The 22,675-nt window shown below is 72.7% G+C and carries 4 protein-coding genes; all 4 read left to right on the top strand.

Going from position 1 to position 22,675, the window contains the following annotated elements; genetic code table 11:
• The first annotated feature begins 21 nt into the window (after positions 1 to 21).
• The 4 genes from AB0A63_RS00925 to AB0A63_RS00910 are packed head-to-tail and all read left to right on the top strand — an operon-like array spanning position 22 to position 22,668.
• On the top strand, positions 22 to 19,518 hold the full coding sequence (locus AB0A63_RS00925; protein ID WP_360383756.1) for an amino acid adenylation domain-containing protein: 19,497 nt from the start codon (positions 22 to 24) through the stop codon (positions 19,516 to 19,518).
• The gene (locus tag AB0A63_RS00920; RefSeq protein WP_360383753.1) at positions 19,515 to 20,732 is read left to right on the top strand and encodes an MFS transporter; all 1,218 of its coding nucleotides are present in this window, start codon (positions 19,515 to 19,517) and stop codon (positions 20,730 to 20,732) included. The genes AB0A63_RS00925 and AB0A63_RS00920 overlap by 4 nt, the downstream gene beginning before the upstream one ends.
• On the top strand, positions 20,729 to 21,919 hold the full coding sequence (locus tag AB0A63_RS00915; protein ID WP_360383750.1) for a cytochrome P450: 1,191 nt from the start codon (positions 20,729 to 20,731) through the stop codon (positions 21,917 to 21,919). Before AB0A63_RS00920 ends, AB0A63_RS00915 begins: the two co-directional genes overlap by 4 nt.
• Positions 21,916 to 22,668 carry an alpha/beta fold hydrolase gene (locus AB0A63_RS00910; protein ID WP_360383747.1) on the top strand — a complete coding sequence of 251 codons (753 nt, stop codon included), beginning with the start codon at positions 21,916 to 21,918 and terminating at the stop codon, positions 22,666 to 22,668. The genes AB0A63_RS00915 and AB0A63_RS00910 overlap by 4 nt, the downstream gene beginning before the upstream one ends.
• Positions 22,669 to 22,675 lie beyond the last annotated feature (7 nt).

Here is a 22,675-nt window from a genome sequence, read left to right as displayed (position 1 = left end):
GATCGGGAGGACAGGTCGACCATGAGCACCGGCGAGATCGAGCACACGAGCACCTCCGCCGACAGGGACGAGCTCCTGCGCCGGTGGCTCAGCGGCGGCGTGCGGGGCAGGCGGCGGACGATGGGGCGGGCGGACCGGTCCGCGCCGCTGCCGCTGTCGCACGGGCAGCGGCAGATGTGGTTCCTCAACCGGCTGGACCCCGGCAGCGCCGAGTACCTGGTGCCGCTGGCGTTCCGGTTGCGCGGGCCGCTGGACGTCACCGCGCTGGAACGGGCCTGGGAGCACGTCGTCGCCCGGCACGAGGTCCTGCGCACGCGGTACGCGGTGAACGGCACCGAGCCCGTGCAGGTGATCGACCCGCCCGCGCCGGTCGCGCTGCCGGTCACGCGGGTGTCCGATGTGGACGAGGCGGTGGGCGAGGAGGCCGTCGCGCCGTTCGACCTCGAACACGACTGGCCGGTGCGCGCGAAGCTGTGGCGCACCGGGCCCGAGGACCACGTGCTGACGCTCGTCTTCCACCACGTGGCGTTCGACGCCTGGTCCACGCGCGTCGTCGGCGAGGAGCTGGAGGCGCTCTACACGGCGTTCACGCGCGGTGAGCCCGCGCCGTTGCCGCCGGTGCCGACCCAGTACGCGGACTACGCCGTGTGGCAGCGCGAGGACCCGGCCCTGGAGCAGCAGCTCGCCTACTGGCACGAGCAGCTCGCCGGCATCGAGGTGGCCGACCTGCCCGCCGACCTGCCGCGGCCCGCGGTGCGCGACGCCGCCGGTGACGCCGTGGAGTTCGCGGTGCCGGCCGAGGTCGCCGGCAGGATCAGGGCGGTGGCCAAGGAGTACGGCACGACGCCGTTCGTCGTGCTCCTCACGGCCTTCCAGGTGCTGATGGCCCGCTACACCGGCCGCTCCGACGTGCCGGTCGGCACCACCGTGTCCGGCCGGACCCGGCCAGAGCTGCAGGGCATGATCGGCTACGGCGTCAACAACCTCGTGCTGCGCGCGCGGTGGGAGGGCGACCCGTCCTTCCGCGACCTGCTCGTCCAGGCACGCGGCACGCTCGCCGACGCCTACGACCACCAGGCAGTGCCCTTCGCCCGGCTCGTCGACGACCTGCAGCCCGAGCGGGACATGTCCCGCACCCCGCTGTACCAGGTCGCGTTCACCATGCACGACCGCGGCGGCGCGCCGTTCGGGCTGCCCGGCGTCACCGTCGAGCCGCGCACCGCCACCGGGCGGGTGGCCAAGTGCGACCTCGAACTGCAGATCAACGACCTGCCCGACGCCTCGTTCGCGGGGCAGCTGGTGTACGCGACGTCGGTGTTCCACGAGGAGACCGTGCAGCGCGCCGCCGGGCACCTGGTGCGGTTGCTGGAGTCCGCGCTGGCCGACACCGCGCTTCCGGTGTCCCGCCTGAACATCCTTGACGACGCGGAGTACGCGCTCGTCACCGGCGTGGTGCCCGGTCTGGGCAGCCCGGTGACCGACTGCGTGCACACCCTGTTCGAGGAGCAGGCCGCCCGCACGCCGAACGCCGTGGCGATCGTCGCCGGCTGCACCAGGCTGACCTACGCCGAGCTCAACGCCCGCGCCAACCGGCTGGCGCACCACCTGCGCGACCTCGGCGCCGGGCCGGAGACGCTGGTCGGCGTGCGCCTGGAACGCGGGCCCGACCTGCTGCCGGCCCTGCTCGGCGTGCTGAAGTCCGGCGCGGGCTACCTGCCGCTGGACCCGGTGAACCCGGAGGACCGGCTGCGGTACGTGCAGGCCGACGCGGACGTGTCCGTCGTGGTCGACGAGGAGCTGCTCGCCGCACTGCCGGACGGGCCAGACACCAACCCCGTGAACCGGTCCGCTCCCGACAACGTCGTCTACACGATCTACACCTCCGGCTCCACCGGCAAGCCCAAGGGCTGCGTGCTCACCCACGCCAACGTCGTGCGGCTCATGCGCACCGCCCAGGAGCACTACGAGTTCAACGAGTCCGACGTGTGGTCGATGTTCCACTCCTACGCGTTCGACGTGTCGGTGTTCGAGATGTGGGGCGCGCTGCTGCACGGCGGCACCCTCGTCGTCGTGCCGCGGGAGGTGACGCGGTCACCGGAGGACTTCCTGGACCTGCTGGTGGACAACGAGGTCACGGTGCTGAGCCAGACGCCGTCGGCGTTCCGCTCGCTCGTGTCCGCCGCCGCCGACGGCGACTCGCGCATCGACCGGCTGGTGCTGCGGGCGGTGATCTTCGCGGGCGAGAAGCTGGAGATGCCCGAGCTGCGGCCGTGGACCGACCGGCGCGGCCTGGACGAGCCGGTGCTCGCCAACATGTACGGCATCACCGAGACCACCGTGCACACCACGTTCTACGAGGTGCGGCCGGGAGACCTGGAGCTGTCGGCCGGCAACCCGATCGGGCGGCCGCTGGGCGACCTGAACGTGTACCTGCTCGACGCGCACGGCGGGCTGGTCCCCGTCGGCGTGCCCGGTGAGATCCACGTCGGCGGCCCCGGAGTCGCCCGCGGGTACCTCAACCGGCCGGAGCTGACCGCCGAGCGGTTCGTGCCGAACCCGTTCGGGCCGCCCGGCTCGCGGCTGTACCGCAGCGGTGACCTCGCACGGCGCCGCCCGGATGGCAGCCTGGACTTCCTCGGACGCGCCGACCACCAGGTCAAGATCCGCGGCTACCGCATCGAGCTCGGCGAGGTCGAGCTCGCGCTGACGGCACTGGACGACGTGCGCGACGCCGTGGTGATCGCACGCGACGAACGCCTCGTCGCCTACGTCGTGCCGGTCGCCGCAGAGCTGGACACCGCGTCGGTGCGGACGGCGCTCGGCCGCGACCTGCCGGACTACATGGTGCCGGCCGCGTTCGTGCGGCTCGACTCGATCCCGTTGACCCCGAACGGGAAGCTCGACCGCCGCGCACTGCCCGCACCCGACCTCGGCGCGTTCGCCCACGGCGAGTACGTGGCGCCGCGCACGCCGGTCGAGGAGCAGGTGGCCGCGGTGTGGGCGACGGCGCTGGAGGTGGAGCGCGTCGGTGTCCACGACGGGTTCTTCGACCTCGGCGGCGACTCGATCCGGGCGGTCGCGCTGGTGGGCGCGCTGCGGGCGGAGGGCTTCGACCTCGCCGTGCGCGACGTGTTCGAGCGCCGCACGGTCGCCGAGCTGTGCGAGCTGCTGACCGGCCGCACCGCCCTGGTCGCCGCGGACGACGCGCTGGTGGAACCGTTCGCGCTGATCTCGGCGCAGGACCGGGCCGCCCTGCCGGACGGCGTCGTCGACGCCTACCCGCTGTCGCAGATCCAGACCGGCATGGTCATCGAGATGCTGGCCGACGACAGCAAGAACAACTACCACAACTGCTCCTGCTTCCGGATCCTCGACGACCGCCCGTTCTCGTGGGAGGCCTTCGAACGCGCCGCGCGGATCGTGGTGGAGCGCCACGACATGCTGCGCACGAGCGTGCACCTCACCGACTACTCGGTGCCGCTGCAGCTGGTCCACGCCACCGCGACCATGGAGGTCGGTCAGCGCGACCTCGGCCACCTCGACGAGGAGGGCCAGCTCGCGACGCTGCGGGACTGGGTGCGCGAGCAGCGCGCCACGCCGTTCGACCTCACCGAGCCCACGCTCATGCGGTTCCACGCCCACCTCACCGGCACCGACCGGTGGTGGATCTCCATCACCGAGTGCCACCCGGTGATGGAGGGCTGGAGCTACCACTCGCTGCTGATGGAGCTGCTGCGGTTGTACCGCTCGATCCGCGACGGCGTGGAACCCGAGCCCCACGACCGCCCCGGCGTGCGGTTCGCCGACTCGGTCGCGGCGGAGCTGGAGTCGCTGGAGTCCGGTGTGGACGGTGCGTACTGGCGCTCCGTCGTCACCCGCTACCCGAAGGTCACGCTGCCGGCGGGCTGGGGTGAGGAGCCGGGGACGACGCACCACGTGCGGGTCTCGTGGGAGGACCTGGAGCCCGGCCTGCGGGCGCTGGCCGCGGACGCCGGTGCCTCGCTCAAGGCCGTCATGCTGTCGGCCTACCTCAAGGTGATGAGCCAGCTGACCGACCTGCCGTCGTTCCACGGCGGCCTGGTCTACGACGTGCGGCCCGAGGTGCTCGGCGCCGACCGGGTGTTCGGCATGTACCTCAACACGCTGCCGCTGCCGTTCGACCGCGGCGCGCCCTCGTGGCTCGACCTGGTGCGGCAGGTGTTCGCGCAGGAGGTCGAGTCCTGGGAGCACCGCCGGTACCCGCTGCCCGCAGTGCAACGCGAGTACGGCGCGGCCCAGCTGATCGACGTCTTCTTCAACTACCAGGACTTCCGCCAGGTGGACACCGGGCTGGTGGACGCCTCCGTCGGCATCGACGACAGCCCCACCGAGTTCCCGCTCACGATCTCCTCGCGCAACAAGCACATCTTCCTCACCGCCGCCTCGTCGTCGCTGAGCCTCGCCAACACCGAGCGCATCGCGGCGATGTTCCGCGCGGTGCTCGCGGACATGGCCGCTGACCCGGCGCGCGACGCCCAGAAGACGTTCGTCGCACCGGAGGAGACCGCGCGGACGCTGGGGGAGTGGGCGGTCAACCCCGCCCCCGCGGTCGAGAAGTGCACCTACGAGCTGTTCGAGGACCAGGTCGCCCGCACGCCGGACGCCGTCGCCGTCACCGACGGAACCCGGCAACTGTCCTACGTGGAGCTGGACGCGCTCGCCAACCGGTACGCGCACCGGCTGCGCGGCATGGGCGTCGATACCGAGTCCGTGGTCGGCGTGCTGCTCGACCGCGGCCCCGACCTGCTGGCGTGCCTGCTGGGCGTGTGGAAGGCGGGTGCGGCGTACCTGCCGATGGACCCGTCGTTCCCGGCCGGCCGCGTCACCGGCGCGCTCGCCGACGCCGAGGCCGCCGCGTTCGTCACGCAACCCGGGTACACCAACGACTTCGCCGGCCCGACGCTCCTCGTCGGCGTGGACGACGTCTCGGCCGAACCGGCGACCGCTCCCCAGCGGGTCGCCGACCTCGACCGGCTCGCCTACGTGATCTACACGTCCGGCTCGACCGGCCGGCCCAAGGGCGTCCAGGTGCCGCACCGCGGCCTGGTCAACCACGTGTGGTGGGCCGTGCAGGAGCTGGCGTCGCAGGGCACCGGTGGCGCGCCGCTGTTCTCGTCGATCGCCTTCGACCTCGTGGTGCCGAACCTGTGGGCGCCGGTGCTGGCCGGTCAGGCCGTGCACATGGTGCCGCAGGACACCGACCTGGCCGCGCTGGGTGAGGCGTTGTCCGGCCCGTACAGCTTCATCAAGCTCACGCCCGCGCACCTGGAGGTGCTGACCCACCAGCTGCCGCCCGAGCAGGCCAACGCGCTCGCGTCGGTGCTGGTGGTCGCGGGTGAGGCGCTGACCCGCCGGGTCGTCACGGCGTGGCGCGAGCTGGCGCCGGACGTGCGGCTGGTCAACGAGTACGGCCCGACCGAGACGTCCGTCGGAACGTGCACCCACCCCGTCGAGGGCCCGATCACCGCGGAGGTCCAGCCCATCGGGCGGCCGCTGCCCAACGTGACGATGTACGTGCTGGACCACCGGCTGGAGCCGGTGCCCGTGGGCGTGCCCGGCGAGCTGTACGTCGGCGGCACGGGTGTCGCACGCGGCTACGCCGACCGGCCGGAGCTCACCGCGGAACGCTTCCTGCCCGACCCGTACGGGTCGCCGGGAGCGCGGCTGTACCGCAGCGGCGACGTGGTCCGCGTGCTGCCCACCGGTGACGTGGACTTCCTGGGCCGCGGCGACGGCCAGGTCAAGATCCGCGGCTACCGGGTGGAGCTCGGCGAGATCGAGGCCAGGATCGCCGAGGACCCGCGCGTCACGGACGTGCGCGTGGTGCTGCGCGAGGACAACCCAGGTGAGAAGCAGCTCGTGGCCTACCTGGTCGGCGCGGACGCCGACCCGCAGGAGCTGCGCGCGCTGCTGGAACCCGTGCTGCCCACCTACATGGTGCCGTCGGCGTTCGTCCAGCTCGACGCCATCCCGTTGAACGCCAACGGCAAGGTCGACCGGGCCGCGCTGCCCGCACCCGGCGCGGACGCGTTCGCGCGGGCAGTGAGCGTGGCACCCAGGACACCGCTGGAGGAGCGGGTCGCCGCGGTGTGGCACGACGTGCTCGGCGCCGACTTCGGCGTGCACGACGACTTCTTCGACCTGGGCGGCGACTCGATCCGCGCGGTCGCGCTGATCGGCGCGCTGCGGGCCTCCGGGTTCGACGTGTCCGTGAAGGACGTGTTCGGGCACCGCACGGTCGCGGCGCTGTGCGAGCGGCTGTCCGGCCGCGCCGCGGTGTCGGAGGAGACCTTCGTCGAGCCGTTCGCGCTGATCAGCGCGGAGGACAGGGCGGCGCTGCCGGACGGCGTCGTCGACGCCTACCCGTTGTCGCAGGTGCAGACCGGCATGCTGGTCGAGATGCTGGCCGACCCCGGCCGCAGCAACTACCACAACGTCAACGTCTACACCGTGCACGACGACCGGCCGTTCGACGTGCTGGCGTTCGCCCGCGCGGTGCGGATCGTCGTGGCACGGCACGACGTGCTGCGCACCAGCGTGCACCTGACCGGTTTCTCGGTGCCGCTGCAGCTCGTGCACTGGGTCACCGAGACGCCGATCGGCCGGTTCGACCTGCGCCACCTCGACGTGCGCGACCGGCGGGCCGCGGTGTCGGACTTCGTCGCCGCCGAACGCGCGGACGTGTTCGACCTCGCCGCCGGCACACCGCTGCTGCGGGTCAGCGCACACCTCATGACCGACGACGAGTGGCTGTGCTCGTTCACCCAGAACCACGCGGTGATGGACGGCTGGAGCAACCAGCTGTTCCTGATGGAGCTCGTCGAGGTCTACCGGCGGGTGCGCGACGGCCAGGAGCCCGACCGGTACGAGCCGGTCCCGGTGCGGTACGCGGACTTCGTGGCGGCCGAGCTGAGGTCGCTGGAGTCGCGGGAGGACGCCGGGTACTGGCAGCGGCTCGTCGACGAGCACGCCAAGTTCGAGATCCCCGCCGGCTGGCACGGTGACCGCACCGCCCCGGTGGCACCCGTGCGCGCCGGCACCGACTTCGGCGACCTCGCGGACGGGCTGCGCGCTCTGGCGTCGGCGGCGAAGGTGTCGATGAAGAGCGTGCTCGTCGCCGCGCACGTCAAGGTGATGAGCCAGCTCACCGGCGAGACCGCGTTCCACACCGGGCTCGTCACGCACTCCCGGCCGGAGGCGCCCGGCGCGGACCGGCTGTACGGCAACTTCCTCAACACCCTGCCGTTCCCCTCCGACCGCTCCGCGCGCACCTGGCGCGAGCTGGTGCGGCAGGTGTCCGACCGGGAGATCGAGGCCTGGGCGCACCGGCACTACCCGATGCCCGCCATCCGCGGGCACGGCGGCCGGCTCGTGGACGTGTTCTTCGGGTTCCTCGACTTCCACCGGCTGGACGCGCGGGTCGCCGAGGACGGCTGGGGCTTCAACGACGCGCCCAACGAGTTCGCGCTCGCGATCACGACGCTCGGCGGTCTGCTCGCCATCACCACGAACTCGCACGTCCTCAGCCAGGACAACGCCGACCGCGTGGCCGGGATGTTCCGCGCCGTGCTGGCGTCCATGGCGGCCGAAGTGGACGGCGACGCACGGGCGGTGTACCTGCCGGAGGGCGAGCGGGACCGGCTCCTGGAGCTCGGCGGCACCAGCCCGGTACCCGTGGTGAAGTGCGTGCACGAACTGTTCGAGGACCAGGTCGCGCGCACGCCGGACGCGGTGGCCGTGGTCGCCGGCGGGGTGTCGCTGACCTACGCGGAACTCAACGCGCGGGCCAACCGGTGGGCGCACCACCTGCGTTCGCTCGGCGCGGGACCGGAGCAGCTGGTGGGCGTCTCGCTCGATCGCGGCCCCGGCCTGCTGCCCGCACTGCTGGGCGTGCTGAAGTCCGGTGCGGGCTACCTGCCGCTGGACCCGGTGAACCCGCCGGAGCGGCTGGAGCACATCCGCGAGGACGCCGGCGTCTCCATCGTGATCACCTCGCCCGAGGTGCCGGAGGGACCGGAGACCAACCCCGTCACGGTGTCCGGCCCGGACAACGTCATCTACACGATCTACACCTCCGGGTCGACCGGTAAGCCCAAGGGCTGCGTGCTGACCCACCGCAACGTCGTGCGGTTGATGGCGACGGCGCAGGAGCACTACGCGTTCGACGAGTCGGATGTCTTTTCGTTGTTCCACTCGTATGCGTTCGACGTGTCGGTGTTCGAGATGTGGGGGGCGTTGCTGCACGGCGGCACGCTTGTGGTGGTGCCGCGTGAGGTGACGCGGTCGCCGGAGGACTTCCTGGACCTGGTGGTGGACACCGGGGTCACGGTGCTGAGCCAGACGCCGTCGGCGTTCCGGTCCATCGACCCCGAGGACCCGCGCACCGGCCGGTGGTCGGTGCGGACGGTGGTCTTCGCCGGTGAGAAGCTGGAGATCGGCGAGCTGCGGCCGTGGCTGGACCGGGTCGCCCTGGTCAACATGTACGGCATCACCGAGACGACCGTGCACACGACCTACCACCGCGTCGCCGCGGCCGACCTGGCCGGTGGCAACGCCATCGGCTCGCCGTTGCGCGACCTGTCGGTGCACCTGCTGGACCCGCACGGGCAGCTCGTGCCGTTCGGGGTGCCGGGCGAGATCCACGTCGGCGGTCCCGGTGTGGCCCGCGGGTACCTGAACCGGCCGGAGCTGACCGCCGAGCGGTTCGTGCCGGACCCCTTCGGTGCGCCCGGCTCGCGGCTGTACCGCAGCGGTGACCTCGCGCGGCGCCGCCCGGACGGCAGCCTGGACTTCCTCGGACGCGCCGACCACCAGGTCAAGATCCGCGGCTACCGCGTGGAGCTGGGCGAGATCGAGGTCGCGCTCAGCTCGCTGCCCGGCGTGCGGGAGGCCGTCGTGGTCGTGCGCGACGACCGGCTCGTCGCCTACGTCGTCGGTGCGGACGGGACCGACCTGCGCCCGGCGCTGGCCAGGAACCTGCCGGACTACATGGTGCCGTCGGCGTTCGTGCCGCTCGACGCCATCCCGTTGACCGCCAACGGCAAGCTCGACCGGCGCGCACTGCCCGACCCGGACGCCGGCGCGTTCGCGGGCACCGGTCACGTCGCCCCGCGCACCCCCGTGGAGGAGCGGATCGCCGCGGTGTGGCGGGACGTGCTGAAGCTCGACCGGGTGGGCGTCCACGACGGGTTCTTCGAGGTGGGCGGCGACTCGATCCGCGCGGTGCGGCTGGTGGGCGCGCTGCGTGCGGGAGGCGTCGACCTGTCCGTGCCCGAGGTGTTCGAGCACCGCACGATCGCGGGCCTCGCCTCGATCGCGTCCGGACGCGCGGACGTCACCGCACGCGGACCGGTCGAGCCGTTCGAGCTGGTCAGCGCGGCGGACCGGGCGAAGGTGCCCGCGGGTGCCGCCGACGCGTACCCGATGTCGCAGGTGCAGACCGGCATGGTCGTCGAGCTGCTGACCGAGGACGACGCCTACCGCAGCTTCGCCTCCTACCGGATCGCCGGGCCGTTCTCGGCGGACGCCCTGCGCGCGGCGGCGCGGATCGTGGTGGCACGGCACGACCTGCTGCGGACCTCGTTCGACCTCTACACGTACTCCGTCCCGATGCAGGTCGTGCACGCCGAGGTCGACGTCCCGGTGACCGTGCACGAGGTGCACGGCGAGGACGCGTTGATGGAGTCGCTGCTCGCCCAGCGCAACGCGACCTTCGACCTGGACTCGGCGCCGCTGCTGAAGATCGCCGCGCACCTCACCGGTGACGACGGCTGGTGGCTCTCGCTGTGCCGGCCGCACGCGATCGTCGAGGGCTGGAGCCACAACTGGCTGCTCGCCGAGCTGGTCGACTGCTACCGGCGGCTGCGCGACGGCCTCGCGCCGGCGCCGCACACCCCGCCCGGAGTGCGGTACGCCGACTACATCGCCGCCGAGCTGGCGTCACTGGAGTCCGAAGAGGACGCCGCCTTCTGGCGTGATGTCGTGCACGCGCACGCCCCGGTGACGCTGCCGGAGCCGTGGCGCGGCGAGGAACCCGGCGAGAGCTACGACGTGCCGGTCGCGCTGGACGAGCAGGCGCTGACGGCGGTCGCGGCCGAGCTGCGCGTGTCGGTGAAGACCGTGCTGCTCGCCGCGCACGTCAAGGTGATGGGGCAGCTGACCGGGGCACCGGCGTTCCACGTCGGCCTGGTGTGCGACGCGCGGCCCGAGCTCGACGGCGCCGACCGCGTCTACGGCATGCACCTCAACACCGTGCCGTTCCCGGCGGACCGGTCCGCGACGACGTGGCGCGAGCTGGTGCTGCGGGTGTTCGACCGCGAGGTCGAGCTGTGGCCGCACCGCCGTTACCCGATGCCCGCGATCCAGCGCGCCTGGCCGGGCGGCCGGCTCGTGGACGTCGCGTTCAACTACGTCGACCTGCGGCACGAGGAGTCCGCCGGCGAGGACGTCGAGTCCCGGTACTCGGTGTCGCAGACCGAGTTCGGCCTCACGCTGCACTGCCGCCCGAACCGCCTGAACCTCACCGCGAACACCGCCGTGCTGTCCCGTGCGGACGGTGCGCGGCTCGGCGAGATGTACGCGGCGGTGCTCGACGCGATGACCGCCGACCTCGACGGCGACGCCCGCACGACCCACCTGCCCACCGGGGAACGCGCCCGCCTGCTCATCGAGGCGTCGGCAACCGAGCGGGAACCGGTCGACCTGTGCGTGCAGCAGGAGTTCGAGCGCCGGGTCGCGCTCGCCCCGGACGCCATCGCCCTGACCTCCGACGACTACGCGGCGACCTACGCCGACCTCAACGCACGCGTCAACCGGTTGGCGCACCACCTGACCGGCCTCGGCGTCGGACCCGAGACGGTCGTCGCGATCTGCCTGGAGCGCTCACCGGAGCTGGTCACCGCCGTGCTCGCGGTGCTCAAGGCGGGCGGCGCCTACCTGCCGCTCGACCCGGAGACCCCGCCCGCGCGCCTGGAGTTCATGCACTCCGACGCCGGCGCGCGGCTCCTGGTCACGCGGAGCTCCCTGCTGGACCGGGTGTCGCACGAGACGGTCGTCCTGGTCGACGAGCCCGCACTGCAGGACCTGCCCGACACCGACCCCGCCCCGCGGGCCACGCAGGACAACCTCGCGTACGTCATCTACACGTCCGGGTCCACCGGCCGGCCCAAGGGCGTGATGGTGCGCCGCGGCGGCATGGGCAACCACCTGCTCGCCAAGGTCGAGGACCTCGGGCTCACCGAGCGGGACAGCGTGGTGCAGAACGCCTCGCCGTCGTTCGACATCTCGGTGTGGCAGATGCTCGCACCGCTGGTCGTCGGCGGCGAGGTCCGGGTCGTGGACGGCGACACGGCGCTCGACCCGGACGCGCTGTTCGGCCTCGTGGCGCAGGAGCGGATCACCGTGCTGGAGGTCGTGCCCTCGCTGCTGCGCACCGCGCTGGACAGCACGGGCGCGGACGGCACCGGGCTGCCCCCGCTGCCGCACCTGCGGTGGCTGATGGTGACCGGTGAGGCGCTGCCGGCGGAGCTGTGCCCGCGGTGGTTCACCCGGTACCCGCGCATCCCGCTGGTCAACGCCTACGGCCCGACCGAGTGCTCGGACGACGTGACGCACGCGTTCCTGACCGAGCGGCTGCACGGACGGCGCGTGCCGATCGGTGAGGCCGTCCGCAACACCCGCCTCTACGTGCTGGACGCCCGGCTGGAGCCGGTGCCCTCCGGTGTCGCGGGCGAGCTGTACGTCGGCGGGCTCGGCGTCGGTCGCGGCTACCTGAACCGGCCGGACCTCACCGCGGAGAAGTTCGTGCCCGACCCGTTCGGCCCGGCGGGCGCGCGGCTCTACCGCACCGGTGACCTCGCGAGCTGGCGGCCGGACGGCGCACTGGACTTCCTCGGCCGGATCGACGACCAGGTGAAGGTGCGCGGCCACCGGATCGAGCTGGGCGAGATCGAGGCGGAGCTCTCGGCGTTCGACGAGGTCCGCGAGGCGCTGGTGATCGTGCGCGACGACCGGCTGGTGGCCTACTACACCGGTGGGTCACCGGCGCGGGAGGAGCTGCGCGACCGGCTCGCCCGCACGTTGCCCGACTACATGGTGCCGGCGGCGTTCGTGCGGCTCGACGAGTTCCCGTTGACGCCCAACGGCAAGCACGACCGCAAGGCGCTGCCCGAACCCGGTGACGACGCGTTCGCCCGCGGCGAGCACCTCGCGCCGCGCACGGAGACCGAGGCCCGCGTCGCCGAGATCTGGCGGACCGCGCTCGGACTCGACCGAGTAGGCGTGCGGGACGGGTTCTTCGACATCGGCGGTGACTCGATCCGCGCGGTCGGACTGGTCGGCGCGTTGCGGGCCGAGGGCTTCGACGTCGCCGTGCGGGACGTCTTCGAGGCGCGCACGGTCGAGAACCTGTGCCGGCTGTTCACCGGTCGCGGCGTGGCGGCCGAGCAGGAGTACGTCGAGCCGTTCGCGCTGGTCTCGGCGGAGGACCAGGCGTTGCTGCCCGCGGACGTCGTCGACGCCTACCCGGTGGGCCGCACCCAGCTCGGCATGATCATCGAGATGCTGGCCGACGACGGCAGGCACCCGTACCACATCATCAACACGTTCCGGGTGACCGAACCCGAGCCGCTCGACCACGCCGCGCTCACGGCGGCCGCCCGCGTGCTGGCCGACCGGCACGAGGTGCTGCGCACGTCGTTCCGGCTCACCGGCTTCTCCGAGCCGCTGCAGCTCGTGCACGGCAGCGCCGACCTGCCGGTCGAGCTCCGCGACGTGCGCGGACTGTCCGAAGAGGACCTGGTCGGCGTCAGGCAGGAGCTGGCGGCCGAGCAGCGCGCCGCGGTGTTCGACGTCGCGAGGGCACCGCTCATGCGGATCATCGCGCACGTCGAGGCCGACGACGCGTGGTGGGTGACGTTCACCCAGTCGCACGCGATCACCGAGGGCTGGAGCTACCACCTGCTGCTCATGGAGCTGCTGGACGTCTACCGGGCGATCCGCGACGGCGCCGAACCCGAGCCGTACGACCGGCCGCGGGTGCGGTTCGCCGACACGATCGCCGGTGAGCTGGCGGCACTGGGCTCCGCGGCGGACCGGGCCTACTGGCAGCGCGTCACCGGCACGCAGGCGCCGGTGGTCATGCCACCGGAGTGGGCCGGCGACTCCGACGAGCGCGTCTACGTCGAGGTGCCGTTCGACGACCTCGGCGCCGCCCTGCGCTCGGCGGCCAGCGCCGCCGGTGTGTCGATGAAGAGCGTGCTGCTGGCCGCGCACCTCAAGGTGATGGGCCAGGTCACCGACGAACCGGCGTACCACACCGGCCTGGTGTGCGACGTCCGCCCGGAGGTGCTCGGCGCGGACCGGGTGCCCGGCATGTACCTCAACACCCTGCCGATGGGCGTCGACCGGTCGGCGCGGACGTGGCGCGAGCTGCTGACGCAGGTGTTCGACGCCGAGGTCGAGCTGTGGGCGCACCGGCGGTACCCGATGCCCGCGGTCCAGCACGACTGGGGCGGCGGCCGGCTGATCAACGTGCTGTTCAACTACCTCGACTTCCACCACGTCGACACCGACCGCGTCGCGACCGGCACCCGGATGAACATCGGCCCCAACGAGTTCGACCTGTCGATCTTCAACCGCGGCGACCGGCTCTGGGTGAACTCGCACGAACGCGTGCTCAGCCGCGCCAACACCGAACGCCTCGCCGGCATGTACCGCGCGGTGCTCGAAGCCATCGCGTCCGACGTGGACGGTGACGCGCGGGCCGTGCACCTGCCGGCCGGTGAACGGGAACGGCTGCTCGGCTTCACCGACGCCGTCGCGGAACCGGTGTCGTCCTGCGTGCACGAGCTGTTCGAGCAGCAGGCGGCGCGCACCCCCGACGCGGTGGCCGTGGTCGCCGGCGGGGTGTCGCTGACCTACGCCGAACTCAACGCGCAGGCCAACCGCCTGGCGCACCACCTGCGTTCCCTGGGCGCCGGGCCGGAGCAGCTCGTCGGCGTGTGCCTCGACCGCGGTCCCGACCTGCTGCCCGCACTGCTGGGCGTGCTCAAGTCGGGCGCGGGCTACCTGCCGCTGGACCCGGTGAACCCGCCGGAGCGGCTGGAGTACGTCCGCGAGGACGCCGGCGTCTCGATCGTGGTGGACGCGGAGGTGCTGGCCGCTCTGCCCGAGGGGCCGGACGCGAACCCCGTGTCGCTGACGGTGCCGGACAACCTGATCTACACGATCTACACCTCGGGTTCGACCGGCAAGCCGAAGGGCGTCTGCCTGACCCACAGCAACGTCGTGCGGTTGATGGCGACGGCCCAGGAGCACTACGCGTTCGACGAGTCGGATGTGTTCTCGTTGTTCCACTCGTATGCGTTCGACGTGTCGGTGTTCGAGATGTGGGGTGCACTGCTGCACGGCGGCACGCTTGTGGTGGTGCCGCGTGAGGTCACCCGCTCGCCGGAGGACTTCCTGGACCTGTTGGTGGACACCGGGGTCACGGTGCTGAGCCAGACGCCGTCGGCGTTCCGGTCCATCGTCGCGTTCGCGGACGACCCGCGGATCACGCGGCTGTCGGTGCGCGCGGTGGTCTTCGCCGGTGAGAAGCTGGAGATCGGCGAGCTGCGGCCGTGGGTCGAGCGCGTCGGGCTCGGGCGGGTCGCGCTGGTGAACATGTACGGCATCACCGAGACGACCGTGCACACGACCTACCACCGGCTGTCCAAGAAGGACACGCTGCCCGGCGCGGGCAACCCCATCGGCCGACCGCTGAGCGACCTCGCCGTGCACCTGCTGGACGCGCACGGCAACCTCGTGCCGATCGGCACCCGCGGCGAGATCCACGTCGGTGGCCCCGGCGTGGCCCGCGGCTACCTGAACCGGCCGGAGCTGACCGCCGAGCGGTTCGTGCCGGACCCGTTCGGACCGCCCGGATCGCGGCTGTACCGCAGCGGCGACCTGGCCCTGCGGCGACCGGACGGCAGCCTCGGCTTCGCCGGCCGGGCCGACGACCAGGTCAAGATCCGCGGCTACCGGGTCGAGCTGGGCGAGATCGAGGCGGCACTGGTCGCTCACCCGGACGTGCGTGACGCGGTGGTCGTGCTGCGCGACGAGTCGCTGGTCGGCTACGTCGTGCCCGCGGGTGACCCGGCCGGACTGGACGCTGCCGCAGACCCGGCCGGGCCGGACTCCGCCGGGCCGAACCCCACCGGCCTCGACCCCGCCGACCTGCGGGCCTGGCTCGGCCGCACGTTGCCGGACTACATGGTCCCGGCCGCCTACCCGGTGCTCGACCGGATTCCGCTGACCCCCAACGGGAAGCTGGACAAGCGGGCACTGCCCGCACCGGACCGGGGCGCGTTCGCCGGTGCCGAGTTCGTCGCCCCGCGCACGCCGGTCGAGGAACGGGTCGTGGCGATCTGGCGCGCGGTGCTCGGCGTCGACCGGGTCGGGCTGGCCGACAGCTTCTTCGACCTGGGCGGGGACTCGATCCGCGCCGTGATGGTCGTGGGGAAGATGAAGGCCGCCGGGATCGCGGTGACCGCCCTCGACGTGCTGCGGCACCAGACGATCGCCGCGGTGCTGGCGCTGTCGTCCCACGACGCCGGTGCCGAGCCGGTCGAACCGTTCGCGTTGCTCTCCGACGCCGACCGGGCGCTGCTGCCGGACGGGCTGGTGGACGCCTACCCGCTGACCCAGCCGCAGACCGGCATGCTGGTGGAGATGCTGGCCGGGGACGGCCCGCGCAGCTACCACCGGGTGGCGTCGGCGCGGATCAGCGAACCGTTCTCCCGCGACGCCCTGCACCGCGCCCTGCACCTGCTCGTGTCACGGCACGAGGCGCTGCGGACGTCGGTGGACCTCGACCGGTGCTCGGTGCCGGTGCAGCTGGTGCACGCCTCGGCCGAGGTGCCGTTGAAGGTGGTGGACCTGACCACGGCCGCTGACGCGGACGAGCAGGTGCGCGCGGCGTTGCGCGGTGAGGCGGAGACCGCGATCCCGCACTCCGCGGCACCGTTGCTGCGGCTGACCGTGCACCGGCTCGCCGGCGGGCAGTGGCAGCTGACGATCACCCAGTCGCACGTGGTCATCGACGGCTGGACGTTCAGCACCCTGCGCGCCGAGCTGCTGGAGACCTACCGCGCCGTGCGCGACGGTGCCGACCTGCCCGCGTTCACGCCGTCCCGGCTGCGGTTCGCGGACACCGTCGCGGCGGAGCTGCGCGCGCTGCGGTCCACTGAGGACCGCGCGTACTGGCAGGACGTCGTCGACGGGTTCGAACCGTTCGCGCTGCCCGACGGATGGGGCGGTTCCGGTGAGGACAGCCACCTCCGCGTGCCGCTCGACGACCTGTCGGAGGGGCTGCGCGCGGTCGCCGCGGCGGCCGGGGTGCCGGTGAAGAGCGTGCTGCTGGCCGCCCACCTCAAGGTGCTCAGCCAGCTCACGCCCGCGCGGCGGTTCCACTCGGGGCTCGTCACGCACTGCCGCCCGGACGGCGGCGACCGCGTCTACGGCACGCACCTCAACACCGTGCCGTTCCCGGTGGAGGTCACCTCGTCCTGGACGGACCTCGCCCGGCAGGTGTTCGACCGCGAGCTGGGGATGTGGCCGCACCGGCACTTCCCGATGCCCGCGATCCAGCACGAGCTGGCGGGCGGCGGGCGGCTCGTGCAGGTCTACTTCAGCTACGAGGACTTCGGCACGCCCGACGTGGCCGCCGATCCCGCGGAGGGCTTCAGCCACGACGAGTTCCCGCTCGCCGTGACGGCCTCCGACACCTGCCTGTTCCTGGCGTGCGACGGCGCGGTCCTCAGCCGGGCCAACGCCGAGCGGCTCGCCCAGATGTACCGGGCGGCGCTGGCGTCGGTCGTCGCGGGTGAGGACTGCGGGACCTACCTGCCCGAGGGCGAACCGGTGCTGCCGGTCGGCCCGGAGCCGGCGGTGTCCAGGCCGGCCCCCGACATGTTCGAGTCGCACGTCCGGGCAACACCGGACGCACCTGCGGTGACGTTCGAGGGCGCCACCGTGTCGTACGCCGAGCTCGACGCGCGGGCCAACCGCGTCGCCCACCTGCTCCGCGCGAAGGGCGTGGGCACCGAGTCCCTCGTGGGCGTGCTGCTGGACCGCGGGGTGGACCTCGTCGCGGCGCTGCTGGGCGTGTGGAAGGCGGGCGCGGCCTACGTGCCGGTGGACCCGTCGTTCCCGGCGGCGCGGGCGGAGGAGATGCTGCGCGGCTGTGCGGCGGTGCTCGACGCGCCGGCGCTCGACGGGCTCGACGCCTTCCCGGCGACCACGCCGGATCGTGCGACGGACCCCGGCCACCTGGCGTACGTGATCTACACGTCCGGGTCGACCGGCCGTCCCAAGGGCGTGCAGGTCACCCACGGCGGCCTGGCGAACTTCCTGGCCTACGTGCGGGCCGAGTACGTGCGCGACCGCGGTGCGCCGCTGTTCGCGTCGATCGCCTACGACATGGTCGTGTCCAACGTGCACGGACCGCTGACCGCCGGTGCGCCGCTGCACCTGGCGCCGCGCGACCTCCCGCTCGACGAGCTGGGCGACTGGCTGGTCCGGCAGGGCCCGTTCGACTTCGTCGAGCTGACCCGCAGCCACCTGGAGCTGGTCACCGGGCAGGTGCCGGGCGTGCTCGCCCGCGACCTGGTCGTCGGCGGCGAGGCCGTGTCCGGTCACGTGGTGGCGTCGGCGCGCGGCCTGGTCACCGGTCGGATCGTCAACTCCTACGGACCGACCGAGACCACGGTGACGTCCAACGAGTTCGTCGTGCCGGACGGCGCCGACGCCGTGCCGATCGGCACGCCGCTGCCCGGTGTCTCGACCTACGTCCTGGACTCCGCGCTGCGACCGGTGCCCGTCGGCGTGCCCGGCGAGCTGTACGTCGGCGGTGCCGGGGTGGCCCGCGGCTACCGGGACGAGCCCGCGATGACCGCGGACCGGTTCGTGCCGGACCCGTTCGGCGCGCCCGGTTCCCGGCTCTACCGCACCGGCGACCTCGCCCGCGTGCTGCCCTCCGGTGACGTCGACTTCCTCGGCCGCGACGACGGCCAGGTGAAGATCCGCGGGTTCCGGGTGGAGCTCGGTGAGATCGAGTCGGTCCTGCGGGAACGGCTCGACGACGCCCGCGTCGTCGTGGACTCCGGCCGGCTCGTCGCCTACGTGGTGGGGGAGCGGGACGACCTGCGCCCGTGGCTCGCCTCCCGCCTGCCCGCCCACCTGGTGCCGGCCGCGTTCGTGCCGGTACCGGAGATCCCGTTGACCGCCAACGGGAAGCTCGACCTCCGCGCGTTGCCCGCGCTGGACGGGTCGGCGTTCGCGCAGCGGTCCTACCAGGAACCGATCACCGACACCGAGCAGTGGCTCGCCGACGTGTGGGCCGAGGTGCTCGGCCTGGAGCGGGTCGGTGCCGCCGACCGGTTCTTCGAGCTCGGTGGCCACTCGATCCTGGTCTTCCAGGTGATCGCGGCGGCCCGGCGCGCGGGACGGGCGCTGTCGTTGCTGGCGATGTACGCCGACGACCGCCTTTCGGCCGTGGCCGCGGCGATCGACCAGGCACGGCCGGCGCCGGTCGAACACAGCGTGGCGGACGTGAGCGTGACAGACGTGAGCGTGGCGGTGATCCGCGGTGGTGAGCTCGCCGAGGCCCGCACTCGGGGCGCGGTCAGCGCGGACACGGTGTTCCAGGTCGGTTCGCTGAGCAAGCCGGTCACCGCGTTCACCGCGCTGCGGCTGGTCCAGCAGGGCGTGCTCGACCTCGACGCGGACGTGAACACCCACCTGACGAGCTGGTCGGTCCCCGCCGACGGCCGCGTCACCCTGCGGCAGCTGCTCAGCCACCTGTCCGGGCTCGCCCCGGCGCCCAACCCGGGCTACGCCGAGCTGCCCGGACTGGCGGAACTGCTGCGGGACGTCCGGCTCGAAACGCCGCCCGGCGCGATGTTCCGCAAGGCGGACGTCAACTACACGGTCGTCGAGCAGCTCCTGGAGGACGTCACCGGCCGGCCGTTCGCCGAGCTGGTGCGGGAGCTGGTGTTCGCACCGCTCGGCATGGCGCGCAGCGGCTACGGCCCGGCGACCGGACCGGCGGCCCAGGGGCACGACCAGGACGGCAAGCCAGTCCCGTGGCTGCTGTGGCCCGCCGCGGCGAGCGGCCTGTGGACCACGGCGGGCGACCTCGCGTCGTTCCTGCTGGAGGTCCGCCGGTCGCGCCTCGGCCACGCCGGTGCGCTGCTGCCACCGGAGCTGGCCGGGGAGATGGTGACACCGCAGCACCGGCACAGCGCGTACGGGCTCGGCGTGGTCGTGGACGACCTCGGCACCGACGTCCAGTTCGGGCACGGCGGCACGGGCGGTGGCTTCCACGCCATGGCGATGTGCCGCATCGGCCAGGGCACCGGGTTCGTCGCGCTCACCGGTTCCGACGCGGGCGCCGACGTGGTGAAGCAGTACACCTCCCTGCTCGAAGGCGACCGATGAGCGCGGGGGTGCTGCGGCACAACCGGGACTTCCGGCTGCTGTGGACCGGCGCGGGCATCTCCGCGCTGGGCGGCACGGTCACGACGGTCACCTACCCGCTGCTGATGATCTGGCACGACGGGTCACCGGTGCGGGCCGGGCTCGTCGGGTTCGCGGCGCTGCTGCCGATGCTGCTGCTCCAGCTGCCCGCAGGGGTGTTCGTCGACCGCTGGGACCGGCGCCGCGTGATGATCACGTGCGACGCGGTGTCGTTCCTGTCGATCGGCAGCGTCGCGATCTCGTTGCTGCTCGGGCACCTGTGGCTGCCGCACCTGCTCGCCGTGGCGTTCCTGGAGGGCAGCGCGCAGATCTTCTACCGGCTGTCGGAACGCGCGGCGGTGCGCAACGTCGTGCACCCCGACCACCTGCCGGCCGCGCTGTCGCAGAACGAGGCGCGCGGCCGTGCGGCGGGGCTGCTGGGCCAGCCGCTGGGCAGCGTCCTGTTCGCGCTGGTGCGGTGGGCGCCGTTCGTGTTCACCGCGCTCGGGCACCTCGTCGCACTGGTCACGCTGCTGCTGATCCGCAAGGACTTCCAGACCGAGCGGGGTCAGCGCAAGAACATCAGGGCCGAGATCGCCGAGGGCGTCGGCTGGCTGCTGCGGCAGCGGTTCCTGCGCTCCGCCGTGCTCCTGGTGGCCGTGACCAACGTGCTGTTCCAGGTCCTGTCCCTGAGCCTGGCGCTGATCATCAAGGAGAACGGCGGCTCGCCCGCGGTGATCGGCGTGATCGGTGCCGCGTCCGGTGTCGGCGGCGTGCTGGGCGCGATGAGCGGCTCGTGGTTCGTCCGCAGGCTCCGGCCGGGCATGGTGATCATCACCGTGTTCGCGGTGTGGGCGCTGCTGATGCCGATGGTCGCGCTGACCTCCAGCCCGGTCGTCCTCGGCGGCCTGTTCGCCGGCATGTCGTTCGCCGGTGCCCTGGTCAACGTGATGGCCGGCGTCTACCAGGTGCAGGTCACGCCCGACGAGATGCAGGGCCGGGTCGGCAGCGTGGCCGGCCTGCTCAGCTCGGGTGCCAACTCGTTCGGCGCGCTGGCCGCCGGGTTCCTGCTGGCGTCCTGGGGGACCGGGCACACGGTGCTCGGCGTCGGCGCGGTGATGGCCGCCGTCGCCGTGACCGCCTGGCTGATGCCCGCCGTCCGCACCACCGAGTACCGGGAAAGGGTGACCGCATGACCAAGGCGATCGAGAGCCTGTTCAGCCAGTACGGGGAAACCGACCCGTACGCGCTGTACCGGCGGCTGCGCGAGCTCGGCCCGGTGCACTGGGACCAGTGGATGCGCACCTGGATCGTGCTCGACCACGAGGAGATCACCCGGCTGTCCAAGGACCCCCGGCTCTCCGGCGCCCGGATCGAGCAGTTCTACGAACAGCTCCCCGAGGAGGCGCGCACCGGGCTGGCGACGCTGAAGGACGCGCTGGCGCCGATGATGCTGTTCAACGAGCCGCCCCGGCACACCCGGCTGCGGCAGCTGTTGCGCCCCGGGCTTACCCCGCGGTTCGTCAAGGAGATCCGGTCGGTCATCTCCGACCGGGTGGAGTCGCTGCTCGACGAGGCCGCTGCCCGCGGCGGGATGGACGTGATCGCGGACTTCTCCGAACCGCTCACGCGGGACGTGGTCGGGCAGCTCGCCGGCGTTCCCGAACGCGGCGCGCACCTGCTGGAGAGCTGGCAGGGGCTGCTGCACGAGTTCTTCACCCAGTCCCGGCGCGAGGTGCCGCGGGTCGCCGCGCTGCGCGGCCTGTTCGACGAGGGCGCGCAGGCCCGCCGCGACGGCACCGGCACCGACCTGTTCACCAGGATGGTGTCCGGGCAGCTCGCCAAGGACGACTACACCGAGGACGAGGTCTTCGCGAACTTCCTGCTGCTCATCGACGCGGGCCAGGCGACGACCACGCACCTGATCGGCAACGCCGTGCTCGCCCTCGTCGAACACCCCGACCAGCAGCAGCTCCTGCGGTCCAGGCCCGAGCTGGCGGCGAACGCGGCGCACGAGTTCCTGCGCTACGACAGCTCCGTGCAGTTCACCAGCCGGGTGGCGCTGGAGGACATCGAGATCGCCGGGCAGCGCATCGAACGCGACCAGTCCGTGGCGCTCGTGCTCGGCGCGGGCAACCGGGACCCCAAGCGCTACGCCGACCCCGACCGGCTCGACGTGACCCGCAGGGCGCACGACCAGCTGTCGTTCGGGCACGGCATCCACTACTGCCTCGGCGCCTCGCTGGCGCTGGCCGAGATCGAGATCGCCGTCTCCCGGCTGCTCGGCCGGTTCTCCACCATCGAGCTGCTGGACCGGTCGCCTGCCTGGCTGGAGAGCATCAACTTCCGGTTCCTGCGGCACCTGCGGATCGAGGTCCGGTGACGGGCCGCTGGTTCCGCGCGTTCGTGCCGCGTCCGCAGGCACCGCGGCAGCTGGTGTGCTTCCCGCACGCCGGTGGCGCTGCCAGCGCGTTCCGCGGCTGGGCCGAGCTGCTCGGACCGGCCGTCGAGGTGGTGGCCGTGCAGTACCCCGGACGGCAGGACCGCATCGGCGACCCGCTGCCCGCCGACCTCGCGGAGCTCGCGACGTGGGTGGCCGAGCAGGTCGAACCGCGGCTCACGCGCCCGACCGCGTTCTTCGGGCACAGCATGGGCGCCGCGGTCGCGTTCGAGACCGCACGGCGGCTGCGGCCGCGGTTCCCGTCGCGGCTCGCCCGGCTCTACGCGTCCGCCTGCGACGCCCCACCCGCGCACCGCCGCCGCACGACCGACCACAGCGACGCCGAGATCCGCGAGTACGTTCGGTTCCTCGGCGGTTCCGGCGCGGCGCTGCTCGACGACGCCGAGCTGTGGCAGCTGTCGTTGCCCGCGCTGCGCAACGACTTCCGCCTCATCGAGTCCTACCGGTACACGGCGGGCGCACCGCTCACGTGCCCGGTGACGGCGATCGCCGGCGACCGCGACGAGTCGGTGGCGCTCGCGGACGTCCTGCGGTGGCAGGAGATCACCATCGGACGGTTCGAGGCGACCACCCAGCCCGGCGGGCACTTCTACTTCGACGACTCCGCGGCGGGACTCGCCGAGCTGATCAGGGCCGAGGAGAACTGGGCCACCGGTATGGCCGCGATATAGCCCGAGT

The organism is Lentzea sp. NPDC042327 (assembly GCF_040647275.1).
Lineage (GTDB): Bacteria > Actinomycetota > Actinomycetes > Mycobacteriales > Pseudonocardiaceae > Lentzea.
Note: the sequence above shows the minus strand (reverse complement) of the source record. Positions and strands in the feature narration are given on the sequence as shown.